Annotated in this window: 9 protein-coding genes, 25 tRNA genes, 2 rRNA genes and 1 other annotated feature; of the genes, 14 read left to right on the top strand and 22 right to left on the bottom strand. The window is 38.0% G+C overall.

The genetic code is table 11. From position 1 onward, the window contains the following. Window positions 1–36 precede the first annotated feature (36 nt). The 5 genes from FG382_RS23075 to FG382_RS20010 all read right to left on the bottom strand — a co-directional run bounded on the left by FG382_RS23075 (window position 37) and on the right by FG382_RS20010 (window position 4957). Complete coding sequence (locus FG382_RS23075; RefSeq protein WP_211356433.1) at window positions 37–228, bottom strand: hypothetical protein; 192 nt, start codon at window positions 226–228, stop codon at window positions 37–39. Between the two features lie 174 nt (window positions 229–402). After that, window positions 403–1710: an aminotransferase family protein gene (locus FG382_RS20025; protein WP_142540623.1), complete on the bottom strand. Its 1308-nt coding sequence runs from the start codon at window positions 1708–1710 to the stop codon at window positions 403–405. 24 nt (window positions 1711–1734) lie between these two features. Continuing rightward, entirely contained in the window at window positions 1735–3156 is a 1422-nt protein-coding gene (locus FG382_RS20020) for an NAD-dependent succinate-semialdehyde dehydrogenase (RefSeq protein ID WP_142540622.1), read from the bottom strand. Window positions 3157–3180: 24 nt separating this feature from the next. Beyond that, window positions 3181–3846: a GntR family transcriptional regulator gene (locus FG382_RS20015; RefSeq protein WP_142540621.1), complete on the bottom strand. Its 666-nt coding sequence runs from the start codon at window positions 3844–3846 to the stop codon at window positions 3181–3183. Between the two features lie 94 nt (window positions 3847–3940). After that, window positions 3941–4957 carry a 2-hydroxyacid dehydrogenase gene (locus FG382_RS20010; RefSeq protein ID WP_142540620.1) on the bottom strand — a complete coding sequence of 339 codons (1017 nt, stop codon included), beginning with the start codon at window positions 4955–4957 and terminating at the stop codon, window positions 3941–3943. 214 nt (window positions 4958–5171) lie between these two features. Between FG382_RS20010 and FG382_RS20005 the strand changes: the two genes are divergently transcribed. The 4 genes from FG382_RS20005 to FG382_RS19990 all read left to right on the top strand — a co-directional run bounded on the left by FG382_RS20005 (window position 5172) and on the right by FG382_RS19990 (window position 9022). Then, window positions 5172–5939, top strand: a complete 768-nt coding sequence (locus tag FG382_RS20005) for a fumarylacetoacetate hydrolase family protein (RefSeq protein WP_142540619.1) — start codon at window positions 5172–5174, stop codon at window positions 5937–5939. A gap of 103 nt (window positions 5940–6042) precedes the next feature. Further along, window positions 6043–7107: a TRAP transporter substrate-binding protein gene (locus FG382_RS20000; protein WP_142540618.1), complete on the top strand. Its 1065-nt coding sequence runs from the start codon at window positions 6043–6045 to the stop codon at window positions 7105–7107. 102 nt (window positions 7108–7209) lie between these two features. After that, window positions 7210–7710, top strand: coding sequence for a TRAP transporter small permease (locus FG382_RS19995; protein WP_142540617.1), 501 nt, complete (start codon window positions 7210–7212; stop codon window positions 7708–7710). Between the two features lie 19 nt (window positions 7711–7729). Next, window positions 7730–9022 (top strand): TRAP transporter large permease, encoded by a 1293-nt coding sequence (locus FG382_RS19990; protein ID WP_142540616.1) that lies wholly within the window; start codon window positions 7730–7732, stop codon window positions 9020–9022. Window positions 9023–9390: 368 nt separating this feature from the next. Here the strand turns inward: FG382_RS19990 and FG382_RS19985 are convergent. The 17 genes from FG382_RS19985 to rrf (FG382_RS19905) form a co-directional block, all read right to left on the bottom strand. Beyond that, window positions 9391–9473 (bottom strand) — tRNA-Leu (locus tag FG382_RS19985). A 33-nt stretch (window positions 9474–9506) separates the two neighbouring features. Further along, window positions 9507–9580 (bottom strand) — tRNA-Cys (locus FG382_RS19980). Window positions 9581–9591: 11 nt separating this feature from the next. Beyond that, window positions 9592–9666: transfer RNA gene (locus FG382_RS19975), tRNA-Gly, on the bottom strand. 7 nt (window positions 9667–9673) lie between these two features. Next, window positions 9674–9745, bottom strand: a tRNA-Gln gene (locus tag FG382_RS19970). A 1-nt stretch (window position 9746) separates the two neighbouring features. After that, window positions 9747–9822, bottom strand: a tRNA-His gene (locus tag FG382_RS19965). A 38-nt stretch (window positions 9823–9860) separates the two neighbouring features. After that, window positions 9861–9936 (bottom strand) — tRNA-His (locus tag FG382_RS19960). Window positions 9937–9960: 24 nt separating this feature from the next. Beyond that, window positions 9961–10034 (bottom strand) — tRNA-Trp (locus tag FG382_RS19955). A gap of 6 nt (window positions 10035–10040) precedes the next feature. Further along, window positions 10041–10124: transfer RNA gene (locus tag FG382_RS19950), tRNA-Tyr, on the bottom strand. Window positions 10125–10129: 5 nt separating this feature from the next. Beyond that, window positions 10130–10205 (bottom strand) — tRNA-Thr (locus FG382_RS19945). A gap of 7 nt (window positions 10206–10212) precedes the next feature. Then, window positions 10213–10288: transfer RNA gene (locus tag FG382_RS19940), tRNA-Phe, on the bottom strand. A gap of 140 nt (window positions 10289–10428) precedes the next feature. Further along, window positions 10429–10504, bottom strand: a tRNA-Asp gene (locus tag FG382_RS19935). Between the two features lie 3 nt (window positions 10505–10507). Continuing rightward, a tRNA-Met gene (locus FG382_RS19930) sits at window positions 10508–10584 on the bottom strand. A gap of 29 nt (window positions 10585–10613) precedes the next feature. Next, a tRNA-Val gene (locus FG382_RS19925) sits at window positions 10614–10689 on the bottom strand. A 29-nt stretch (window positions 10690–10718) separates the two neighbouring features. Then, a tRNA-Glu gene (locus tag FG382_RS19920) sits at window positions 10719–10793 on the bottom strand. A 22-nt stretch (window positions 10794–10815) separates the two neighbouring features. Further along, a tRNA-Ser gene (locus FG382_RS19915) sits at window positions 10816–10907 on the bottom strand. Window positions 10908–10912: 5 nt separating this feature from the next. Beyond that, window positions 10913–10987 (bottom strand) — tRNA-Asn (locus tag FG382_RS19910). A 10-nt stretch (window positions 10988–10997) separates the two neighbouring features. Continuing rightward, a 5S ribosomal RNA gene (rrf, locus tag FG382_RS19905) occupies window positions 10998–11113 on the bottom strand. 238 nt (window positions 11114–11351) lie between these two features. After that, window positions 11352–11421: a sequence feature (23S ribosomal RNA rRNA prediction is too short), on the top strand. Between the two features lie 138 nt (window positions 11422–11559). Here rrf (FG382_RS19905) and rrf (FG382_RS19900) point away from each other — a divergent pair. The 10 genes from rrf (FG382_RS19900) (at window position 11560) to FG382_RS19855 (ending at window position 12519) form a co-directional block, all read left to right on the top strand. Beyond that, a 5S ribosomal RNA gene (gene rrf / locus FG382_RS19900) occupies window positions 11560–11675 on the top strand. Window positions 11676–11703: 28 nt separating this feature from the next. Continuing rightward, a tRNA-Val gene (locus FG382_RS19895) sits at window positions 11704–11779 on the top strand. 14 nt (window positions 11780–11793) lie between these two features. Then, window positions 11794–11869 (top strand) — tRNA-Thr (locus FG382_RS19890). Window positions 11870–11875: 6 nt separating this feature from the next. Next, a tRNA-Lys gene (locus FG382_RS19885) sits at window positions 11876–11948 on the top strand. Between the two features lie 23 nt (window positions 11949–11971). Further along, window positions 11972–12056, top strand: a tRNA-Leu gene (locus FG382_RS19880). Window positions 12057–12073: 17 nt separating this feature from the next. Beyond that, window positions 12074–12148, top strand: a tRNA-Gly gene (locus FG382_RS19875). A 15-nt stretch (window positions 12149–12163) separates the two neighbouring features. Then, window positions 12164–12252 (top strand) — tRNA-Leu (locus tag FG382_RS19870). Between the two features lie 18 nt (window positions 12253–12270). After that, window positions 12271–12347: transfer RNA gene (locus FG382_RS19865), tRNA-Arg, on the top strand. Between the two features lie 7 nt (window positions 12348–12354). Then, window positions 12355–12431 (top strand) — tRNA-Pro (locus FG382_RS19860). A gap of 12 nt (window positions 12432–12443) precedes the next feature. After that, window positions 12444–12519 (top strand) — tRNA-Ala (locus FG382_RS19855). Window positions 12520–12681 lie beyond the last annotated feature (162 nt).

Here is a 12681-nt window from a genome sequence, read left to right as displayed (position 1 = left end):
ATTAAACGAAGACCCTCTGTCGAAAGAAATTAACAATTAGAGCTCAATAAAATATCTATTTTCCTTTTCTATGACCTCAAACCCGACGGATTTGTATAGATTTAATACTGTTTCATTCTCTGTATCTACCATTTCCTCTTTCAAATTATTCATCTTCCAATATTCCCAATGTAAATCTGGCATCACCAAGTTAGCAGATTCAATAAGTATTTTTAGATCTCTATTCATCGTATATAGTTGAAGAAAGTAATTGTTTTAGTTCCAATGCTCGATTATATAGTTTTTCATATATCAGCATGATAGGTGATAAATAATTGTTAGTAAAAATTATCCAGATAATGAGAACATGCAACTCTGGAGCATAACACAAAACAGGTTGGCATAAATGCCAACCTGCCCATACTATTTTACTGCTTTAATAGATTCATTGATGATTGTAATCATATCATCCATTTGATTTTTCGTTATTATAAGTGGTGGAGCGAATGCAAGAGTATCTTGTCCGTCGTAAATAACAGAACGGCAAATTAATCCTTTTTCAAGTGCTTTTGCAACTATTTTAGGCCCGATTGGTTCAACAGATTTTGAAGCTTTTTCTAGACTAATCGCTCCTAGTAAGCCCATTCCACGAACATTGTCTACATTATCATTTTGTTCCTTAATCCACTCGAAACCTTCAAGCATCTGTTTTCCAACTATATTAACATTATCCATTAGATTTTCGTTCTTAATAATTTCTAAATTTTTGAGTGCAACAGCAGCTGCAGTCGGATGACCACTATACGTATACCCATGCCAGAAGTTTCCTTCCGTTTTTTCAATGATATCATTATGAAGTCTTTCGGAAAGAATCATCCCCCCCAATGGCGCGTATCCACTCGTTATACCTTTAGCCATTGTAATAATGTCAGGAATCACACCGAATCGTTCAATACCGAAATTGGTTCCTAGACGACCGAAACCACAAATCACTTCATCTGCAATAAATAAAATATTATTTTCGTCACAAATTTCTCTAACTGCTTGGAAATATCCCTGGGGAGGAAGATTTACTCCACCAGATCCTTGAACAGGCTCTGAAATATATGCAGCAATCGTATCAGCACCTTCTTTTGCAATCAGTTCTTTCAATGATTCTACTGAACTATCGACATAGTGAAAATCGGGAGCAATTGACGTAGTAAACGTATGAAATTGTTCAATACCCGTTGCACTTGTAGCTCCCATAGCAACGCCATGATAAGAAAGTTTTCTAGATATAATTTTCTTTTTTTCTGGTAGACCTTTAATTTTCCAATAATGACGAACAGTTTTAAAAGCAGTATCATTAGCTTCCGATCCACCAGAAGTAAAGAATGTCGCATTTAAATCTCCAGGTGTCCATTTTGCAATTTCAGCGGCAAGTCTTATAACGGGTTCATGGCTCCAGTTATTAAAAGTAGAAGTGAATGCTAGTTTTTCCATTTGTTTTTTTGCGACTTCTGCAAGTTCTTTGCGCCCATGTCCAATGTTTACATTCCATAGGGAAGAAAGACTGTCGATTAATTTTCTTCCTTCTACATCCTTCAAATAAATCCCATCACCTTCAGTAAAAATAAATGTTGGACCATCCTCTTGAAGTTGTTTCATATTAGATGTCGGATGAATAAAATGCTTTTTGTCTAACTCTACTAACTCTTCTTTTAAATTTTTCCCGTGTGTTATTGACATATTTCTTCTCCCCCTAATATATGTTTAGATTCCGATCGATACATATTGTATTTCTAGAAAATCATCCATCCCTTGATGACCGCCTTCGCGGCCAAGCCCACTTTCTTTCATGCCCCCAAAGGGAGCTTGCACAGCAGAAGGTGCTCCGTCATTCCAACCGATAATTCCATAATCTAATCTTTCAATAATTTTTGTACCTTGCGAAATATTTTCTGTAAAAACATATGCCGCTAAACCATATGGTGTATCATTTGCTAATTTAATTGCTTCCTCAATGCTCTCAAATTTTTGGATTGGGGCAACTGGACCAAATGTTTCTTCACGCATAATTAACATATTTTCATTTGCATCTTTAATGATTGTTGGCAAATAGTAATTCCCTTTTTCTTCTGGCTGGCCGCCACCCACAACTACTGTAGCACCATTTTTTTCAGCATCTTGGACATGTTCAGCGACTTTTTCCACGGCAGCCTGATTAATTAACGGACCGATATTTACACCACTTTCCATCCCATTACCTACTTTAAGTTCCTTTACTCGAGCAGCAAAGACATCGATGAACTGTTCATAGATTTTAGACTGTACATAAACCCGATTAACACAAACACAAGTCTGACCACCATTTCTAAATTTTGAAGCCATGACTCCTTGAACTGCAGTTTCGATATTTGCATCGTTAAGAACAATCATCGGTGCATGACCACCAAGCTCAAGACTTAGCTTTTTCACGGTGTCAGCACCTTGTCGCATTAGAACTTTTCCAACTTCCGTAGAACCCGTGAAGGTAATCTTTTTTACTCGTGGATCTGATAAAAAGACACCACCTATTTCACTAGAAGAACCAGTTACAATATTAATAACTCCCTTTGGAAACCCTGCTTCTTCCGCCAATTCTACAAGTTTAATTGCCGTTAATGGTGTGTCACTTGCTGGCTTTATAACGACTGTACATCCAGCAGCTAAAGCTGGACCCATTTTTCTCGTTAACATGGCAGCTGGGAAATTCCATGGTGTAATTGCAGCAACAACACCAATAGGTTTTTTCCAAACTTGAAGTCGTTTGTTTTTATCATGACTAGGAATTGTTTCACCATAAATCCGTTTTGCCTGTTCTGCGTACCATTCAATATAGTTCGCAGCATAATGAACTTCACCTTTTGCTTCAGTAAACGGCTTTCCCATTTCTTTTGTCATTAATTCTGCTAGTTCTTCTTCATGGTCAATAATTACATGAAAGTACTTTTTCAGTAGAGCTGCTCGCTCATAAGCAGTAGTGTCAGACCATGATTCAAATGCTCGATGTGCTGCTTCCACGGCTGCAAACGCCTCTTCTTTACCGCCTTTTGGGACTTCAGATACTATGTCACCAGTAGCCGGGTTGTAGACCGGAAACTTCTCCAAGTTTTCCCCAGTCCAATTTCCATCAATAAACAATAAGTTTTGCATTCTTATCACCTCTAATAAAGTTAATTAATCATTAATTGCATTTTGGTCATCTGCCAGAAGTTCACCTTCTACATATTCAATATGGATACGGATCTTTTTATCAATTAGTTCAGGGTCCTTCGTTAACATAGTTTCAAATAGTTCTTTTTGTTCTTCATAGAATGACTGGTGGTTAGAATAATATTTATCAAGATTAACAAGAAAAGTTCTTATTTGAACCTGAATGGATTCGTAAATTCTAATAACTCGAGAATTTCCAGATAAATTTACAACGTAACTATGAAACTTCATGTCTAAGTCAAATAAATTGTTCCAATTTTCATTTATTGTATTGATATTCATATCTTCTAGAATCATCTCTAATTTCTTGATTTGCTCACTTTCAAGTTTTGGAATTACTTTAACGAAAGCATAAGCTTCTACCATCGTTCGAAGTTCAATTATTTCTCGCCAATCTTTATTAGAAAACGGAGAAATATAAGTGCCTTTTCTTGGCTTACTAATTACCAATTCTTCAAATTCAAGAATTTTCAGTGCATCTCTTATTGTACTCCGACTAACATCGTACTTTTCCGATAAATCATTTTCAATTAACCTTTGGCCGAATTCTAGTTCTTTATTCCAGATACTTTTCCTTATTTCATTTGCTACAAGTTCACCTAAGGACTTTTGTTTGATGGAATCATTCATAATAAATGATATTCCCCCTTAATATTGCCTTAATGAAGAGATCAGCCAGTTAGTCGATTGTCGACAATTAGTAAGAGAATATAAATCTATTTTTTTACTTGTCAATTGTTTTTTTACTTACTAATGGCTTAATATTTTCCCAAACGTCCGTATTAATTAAAGAAGGTGGTTTTTCACCATTTAGACCAGCAACGAGATTTTTAGCCGCTAGTTCAGACATTTTCAACTCAGTTTCATAGGTTGAAGAACCAATGTGAGGAAGTGTCACAACATTTTTCATGTTTAATAATGGATTATCATGTTCAACCGGTTCTATTTTAAAAACATCGAGACCAGCTGCGGCAATTTCCCCATTTTTTAATGATTCAATGAGATCTTTTTCTATAATGGTTTTTCCTCGAGACCCATTGATAAAAATGGCTGACTTTTTCATCAGTTGAAACTCCCTTCGACCAATAAAACCATTTGTTTCCTCCGTTAATGGAGTGATTAGTATAACAAAATCAGATTGTTTAAGTAATTCATCCAAACTACAATAAGTAGCATTATACTTTGCTTCAGCTTTCGGCTTTTTATTACGAGAATTGTATAAAATCTTCATATCAAATCCAAGGTTTGCACGCTGAGCAATTGCTTGCCCTATTTTCCCCATTCCAATAATCCCCAATGTTTTATGATGCACATCTATGCCATAATGTTCTGATTCTAGTGGGTCATTCCACTGTTTTGATTTAACGTAATGGTCTAACTCTGGGATTCGTCTTGCCGTAGCTAATAATAAACCAAATATAGTATCGGCAACCGTATCTGTTAATACATCTGGTGTATTTGTTGCTAGAATATTCCTCTTCGCTAATTCTTCCAAATTTAAATTATTATAGCCAACAGAAACATTACTGACGATTTTCAAATTCGGGGCATTTACTAATAAATCCTTATCAACCTCTAATTCTAGCCCAATAATCCCTTCCGTTTTTTCTAAGTAATCTAGAAAGACTTTGTCAGTTTTAGTATTTATGTTTTTAAAAAACTTAACGTCATACTTACTTTTTAATTCTTCTAATACTGGTTTCTCCAATCGATTATAGGCAATAATCCTTTTTTTGGTCACATAATTCCCTCCATATTTTTATTATATTGTCGATAGTCGACAATATGACTACTAAAAAAACTTTAGAAAAGTTCTAGCTGAGAATAAATGTGATTACCCTGAACATAGAGTATTAAAACTATTAATCTGTTACCTGGTTAATATAACGCAATCTACTGTTACCTTTTTATGGGTTATGTAAAAAATCAAAGAAATATGAAAGGAGTTATTTACGATGATAATTAGATTTGAAAATCAAAATAGTAATATATTGTATGGATTATTAAAAGACGGAAAAGTAAAAGTGATTGACGGAGACATTTTTACCAATTTTACTGTGACAGAACAAGAATTAGACATAACAGATTTAAAATTATTACCCCCTACTGAGCCTTCCAAAGTAGTTTGTATTGGCCTTAATTATGTTGATCATGCAAAAGAGGTTAATCTTGAACTACCGAAAGAACCACTTATTTTTCTTAAACCAAACACCACGGTAATTGCTACAGAGGATGTAGTTATTTACCCTAAACAAACTAATCATGTTGAATATGAAGCAGAATTAGGAATAGTCATTGGAAAGAAAACTAAAAACATAACTGAAAAAGAATCTAAAGACGCAATTTTGGGTTATACAATCGCAAATGATGTAACAGCACGAGATTTACAATTTTCTGATGGACAGTGGACTAGGGGAAAATCGTTTGATACATTTTGTCCAATTGGCCCAGGTATTGTAAGAGACATCGATCCCAGTAATTTAGATATCACTCTCCATGTAAATGGTGAATTAAAGCAAAGTTCCAATACTGAAAATTTAATTTTCGGAATAGATTATATCGTGAGTTATGTTTCCAAAATAATGACCCTTCTTCCGGGAGATGTAATTATTACAGGAACCCCTTTTGGAGTAGGTCCCGTAAATCCTAAAGATGAAATGGTAGTTCGTATTAAAGGTATTGGCGAATTAAAAAATAAAATTTTGATGTCGACAATCGACTGAAAGGAGCGAAGATATAAAAAAACTATGACTTTAAAATTATTCATATGAAGTAATTGAATGGTGTGTTCTAAAAGAAAGTTCCTATCACATTGATAAAGGGGATATGAAGAAATTGAAAAAAAAGTTATTGTTTTTACTTTTAGCTGTTGTTGCATTAACACTAGTAGCGTGTTCTAAAACAAATTCAACGTCAAGTAGTAGTGGCGTTGCTTCAAGTAGTGATAAAAAAATCACCATTATGGCAGCGCATGTTGTCTCTACAGAAACTACTCAACATAAAGCATTTATGGAATTTAAAAGGCTTGTTGAAGAAAGATCTGATGGGAATATCGAAGTAGATATTTATCCTGATGGTCAACTAGGTGGAGAAAGAGAAATGATAGAAAGTACACAAGCAGGTAATATTCAGATGTCTTCTCCTTCAGTTGGAGTACTTGCAAACTTCTCTTCTGCACTACAAATATTTGATTTTCCATTTATTTTTAAAGATTCAAAGACAGCACATGAAGTTGTTGATGGTGAATTTGGACAAGAATTATTGAAAGGATTAGAACAAAGCGGACTTGTTGGATTGAATTATGGTGAACTTGGTTATAGACACTTATCCAACAATAAAGGAGAAATCGTTACACCTAAGGATATCAACGGGCTGAAGATTCGTACGATGGAAGTCCCTATGCATATCGCTTATTGGAAAGAAGTAGGAGCAAATCCAACACCTTTAGCTTTCACTGAAGTGTTTACAGGTTTATCTCAAGGTGTTGTCGATGGAGTTGAAAACGTTCTTGGACTAATCCATTCGGGTAAATTCCACGAGGTTAGTAAGTATATTACAACAACTGGGCATATTTATGATCCTGAAATCTATATTATGAACAAAGATTTCTTTAATAGCCTTTCTAAAGAAAATCAAGCAATAATCCAATCATCTATAAATGATACGGTTACGTATTTGAGAGAATTAAATAGTTCCATCGATGCAGAGCTAAGAGTTAAGCTCGAAGAAGAAGGTGCTATCTTTAGAGACCTAACTGATGAAGAATATAATGCATGGATTGAAGCTTCTGTGCCTTTTTATGAAAAGAATGCAGATAAAGTGGATAAAGAAAAGCTAATCCAACTACTTGAAGCTACTGGAAACGATAAATTCCTAGATGCAATAAAATAATAATTTCTAGATTAGCACCCAGAAAATTGGCGATTATACCATTATCTAATCACGAAATTCTGGGTGTAATTTAGTTTAAATGTGTTCAAGGAGGCGACTTTAATGAATCTTTATAAACATTTGGATGACCATGTTGAAACGTATTTATCCGCAATTTTATTAATTTTCTTCTCATTTTTATGTATCTTCCAAGTTGTTATGCGTTATATCTTTAATGAGTCATTGACATGGTCCGAGGAATTATCCAGGTATGCATTTGTTTGGTTTGTTTATACAAGTGCAGCCTTTGCGGTAAGATATCAGCGACATGTAAAATTTAACTTTTTAGTAAATATACTTCATAAAATTTCTCCAACTTATAGTCAAATCCTTAAGATAATTGCTTTATTTTGTTGGGTAGGTTTTCTAATATTTGTAGATTACTATAGTGTTCAAACAGTTATGAATCAGTTCAACATGGGACAAGTATCACCTGCCAACCGAATTCCAATGTATATTGTATATCTTGGATTACCAATGGGAGCTTTATTAATGACATTTAGAGTTACCCAACATATCGTAAATGGCTTTAAGGAATTGAAAAACATAAAAGAAAGCCATTAATTTTACAGGGGGTGTGAGCATGGCTACTCTAATATTATTTGGAAGTTTTATTATTTTAATGGTTCTTAGTGTTCCTATTGCGTTTGCACTTGGTATATCATCCGTTTTAACATTATTGATCACCGAAAAAATGCCACTTCAGTTCATTGCACAAGGAATGTTCACTACAGTAGATTCTTATGCTTTGATGGCAGTTCCACTATTTGTATTTGCTGGATTAATAATGGAACACGGAGGGCTCTCTAGAAGATTGATTGATGTCGCAAAGTCATTTGTTGGTCACCAGACTGGGGGACTTGCTGGGGTTGCAATTTTGGCTTGTACCGTTTTTGCCGCACTTAGTGGATCTGGTCCTGCAACAGTTGCAGCAATCGGGGGAATTATGATTCCAGCGATGGTAAAAGAAAAGTACGATCCAGGATTCAGTTCAGGAGTAGTTGCTTCCGCTGGAACTCTTGGGATAATTATTCCACCAAGTATACCTTTAATTATTTATGGTATTACAACAAATACTTCTATTGGCGATTTATTCATTGCAGGCATCATACCTGGTTTATTTATCGCAGTGTTACTTTGGTCGATTAGTTATATTATCTCTAAAAAAAGAGGGTTTATTGGATCCGGAAAAAAAGCTACTTGGAAAGAACGCTTTAAGTATATTAATGAAGCAAAATGGACGCTTTTAATGCCAATCGTTGTACTAGGTGGAATTTACGGAGGAATATTTACTCCTACTGAAGCGGCAGGTATTGCAGTAGCATATAGTGCTTTTTTAGGAATTTTTATTTATAAGGAAATAAAACGGGCAGATGCAATTGAATTATTTAAGCAGACAACTTTAATTTCTGGGATAATCCTTATTATTATAGCGACTGCTTCTACTTATGGAAGAATTCTTACAATAGAGAAAATCCCAATATTAATTGCGGAGTTTTTAACATCTCTTCCTGTCGGCTCCTGGGTTATTCTTTCTGCAATTGTTATACTACTTGTGTTTATCGGAATGTTTATGGAAACATTAGCTGGAATTATATTATTAGCCCCTATTTTATTGCCTGTTGTAACAGAATTAGGAATGCATCCTGTGCACTTTGGAATTATCATGATTTTAGCAGCAGAAATTGGCTTTTTAACACCACCGGTTGGGGATAACCTTAACGTTGCTAGTGCTATTAGTGGATTGTCTTTAGAACAAGTTGCTAAAGCGACACTTCCATTTACAATAGCCTTAATCATATTACTATTTGTTTTTATGTTTGCAGAGCCATTTATTATGTTTTTACCGAATTTAATAGGTGGAACAGGCGGTTAATAAAAGCATTAGTGTTTGATATTAATTAAAATATGTAAGTTCTAAACTAAAGTTTTATACTATAGGTAACTTCTTTTGGTATGTAGTCATCCTTAACTTTTTCGATAATACACACTTTTGTAAGGAAATATATCTATCAAATCTATTATAATATCTACCTGTTTCGCAAGAAAATAGTTGATGTGCTAAACATGTATTTAGTGTTACATATCCAACGCTATCCTCCAGTATCTTTTATGTTTTCTACCTAAAATCTAATAGCAAAAAGCTGGCCTCTATTATATAAACCAAAAACACCCTTAAATGTTATCAAATCAACATTTGAGGGTGTTTTATTATTTCTTGTATTAACTGGTTTTTAGCTAAGATACCGGTGGTCGGGGTCGAACCGACACATCCAGAGGATACGGGATTTTGAGTCCCGCGCGTCTGCCAATTCCGCCACACCGGCAAAATATAAGTATCAAAGTTTAATTTATAAAACTGGAGGCGGCAACCGGATTTGAACCGGTGATAAAGGTGTTGCAGACCTGTGCCTTACCACTTGGCTATGCCGCCGGAGGAAATAATGGAGCGGAAGACGAGGTTCGAACTCGCGACCCCCACCTTGGCAAGGTGGTGTTCTACCACTGAACTACTTCCGCAAATAAACTGGGGTACCTGGATTCGAACCAGGGCATGACGGAATCAAAATCCGTTGCCTTACCGCTTGGCTATACCCCAATGGGGCGACTGATGGGAATCGAACCCACGAATGTCGGAATCACAATCCGATGCGTTAACCACTTCGCCACAACCGCCATTATAAAATAAAAAAAGAGCTAACTTATTAGGAATATGGGGCGACTGATGGGAATCGAACCCACGAATGTCGGAATCACAATCCGATGCGTTAACCACTTCGCCACAACCGCCATTATTCAAGTTAACTTATTAATTGGCAGGGGCAGTAGGAATCGAACCCACATCAAAGGTTTTGGAGACCTCTATTCTACCGTTAAACTATGCCCCTAAAAACTGGTGGAGGGGGACGGATTCGAACCGCCGAACCCTAAGGAGCGGATTTACAGTCCGCCGCGTTTAGCCACTTCGCTACCCCTCCAAGAGTGGTGCCGGAGAAAGGACTTGAACCCTCAACCTACTGATTACAAGTCAGTTGCTCTACCAATTGAGCTACTCCGGCTTATTAATGGTGGCTCAGGACGGAATCGAACCGCCGACACAAGGATTTTCAGTCCTTTGCTCTACCGACTGAGCTACTGAGCCATTTCGATTTACGCTAAGCTTCGCATCTCTTCGTCAGCTGCACTCGTTCTATCAGTCACGTACTTAGGTACGCTCCTTCTTTCACTCGATTGCTTCCTCGACCTGCTTGCTTATCCTAAATCTCAAACAAATAAATTAAATGGCGGTCCCGACCGGGATCGAACCGGCGATCTCCTGCGTGACAGGCAGGCATGTTAACCGCTACACCACGGGACCATTTGGTTGCGGGGACAGGATTTGAACCTGTGACCTTCGGGTTATGAGCCCGACGAGCTACCGAACTGCTCCACCCCGCGATAATATTATACTTACTAATTTAATTTAATGGTGGAGGATGACGGGCTCGAACCGCCGACCCTCTGCTTGTAAGGCAGATGCTCTCCCAGCTGAGCTAATCCTCCGTTTAATGCTGGTATATCTTATAAATGAATGGTGACCCCTACGGGATTCGAACCCGTGTTACCGCCGTGAAAGGGCGGTGTCTTAACCGCTTGACCAAGGGGCCATTATGTATTAGAGAAGTTATCTGGCGGAGAGCAAGGGATTTGAACCCTTGAGACAGGGTTACCCGCCTACACGATTTCCAATCGTGCTCCTTCGGCCACTCGGACAGCTCTCCATTAATGGCTCCGAAGGTAGGACTCGAACCTACGACCGATCGGTTAACAGCCGATTGCTCTACCACTGAGCTACTTCGGAATATTTCTATGCCCAGCGACGTCCTACTCTCACAGGGGGAATCCCCCAACTACCATCGGCGCTGAAGAGCTTAACTTCCGTGTTCGGTATGGGAACGGGTGTGACCTCTTCGCCTTCATCACTAGACATATTAATTTGAAAGGCAAGTCTTATTATACCATAACTAGATAAAATTGCAATAGTTATTTTAATAATTTTTATTTATTCTTTCAAAACTGGATAAACGACATCTCTACAATAAATACATTTGGTTAAGTCCTCGATCGATTAGTATTCGTCAGCTGCACGTGTCGCCACGCTTCCACCCCGAACCTATCTACCTCATCGTCTTTGAGGGATCTTACTTACTTGCGTAATGGGAAANCCTCAAAGACGATGAGGTAGATAGGTTCGGGGTGGAAGCGTGGCGACACGTGCAGCTGACGAATACTAATCGATCGAGGACTTAACCAAATGTATGTATTGTAGAGATGTCGTTTATCCAGTTTTGAAAGAATAATTTTTTAAAAAAACACTTGAAATTTTCTGTGAAGGTGTTATAATAGAACTTGTCTTTCAAAAGTTTATACAAGTCTAGTGATGAAGGCGATGAGGTCACACCCGTTCCCATACCGAACACGGAAGTTAAGCTCTTCAGCGCCGATGGTAGTTGGGGGTTTCCCCCTGTGAGAGTAGGACGTCGCTGGGCTTGGAATAAACATACATATTAATACCCAGGAGGATTAGCTCAGCTGGGAGAGCATCTGCCTTACAAGCAGAGGGTCGGCGGTTCGAGCCCGTCATCCTCCACCATATTTATTCCAAACGCCGGAGTAGCTCAACTGGTAGAGCAACTGACTTGTAATCAGTAGGTTGAGGGTTCAAGTCCTTTCTCCGGCACCATAGTACGAGCCATTAGCTCAGTTGGTAGAGCATCTGACTTTTAATCAGAGGGTCGTAGGTTCGAATCCTACATGGCTCATCACTTTTATGTGAATTATACACGCGGGTGTGGCGGAACTGGCAGACGCACTAGACTTAGGATCTAGCGCCGCAAGGCGTGGGGGTTCGACTCCCTTCACCCGCACCATTTAATTTTATAACCGAGCGGAAGTAGTTCAGTGGTAGAACACCACCTTGCCAAGGTGGGGGTCGCGAGTTCGAACCTCGTCTTCCGCTCCAAAGATTCATTAAAGTGCCGGGGTGGCGGAACTGGCAGACGCACAGGACTTAAAATCCTGCGGTAGGTGACTACCGTACCGGTTCGATTCCGGTCCTCGGCACCACTTTTATGAAAAATATATGCGCCCGTAGCTCAATTGGATAGAGCGTCTGACTACGGATCAGAAGGTTGTGGGTTCGACTCCTGCCGGGCGCGCCATATATTACGGGAAGTAGCTCAGCTTGGTAGAGCACTTGGTTTGGGACCAAGGGGTCGCAGGTTCGAATCCTGTCTTCCCGACCATTTAATAATTTAGGGGCCTTAGCTCAGCTGGGAGAGCGCCTGCCTTGCACGCAGGAGGTCAGCGGTTCGATCCCGCTAGGCTCCACCATGAACATTGAAAACTGAACATGCAAAACGTTAAGAAATATAGCTTTTCAGATTAACTTGTTAGTCTGATAGCAAAACAATTATGACATCATTTAATGATGATGCCAGCAAAACAAAATGAGCTTTTTAAGTTCTCTATTATGGAGAGTTTGATCCTGGCTCA

The organism is Psychrobacillus lasiicapitis (genome assembly GCF_006861795.1).
Taxonomy (GTDB): domain Bacteria; phylum Bacillota; class Bacilli; order Bacillales_A; family Planococcaceae; genus Psychrobacillus; species Psychrobacillus lasiicapitis.
The sequence above is the reverse complement of the archived record's forward strand: the minus strand, read 5'-3'. Positions and strand labels throughout refer to the sequence as shown.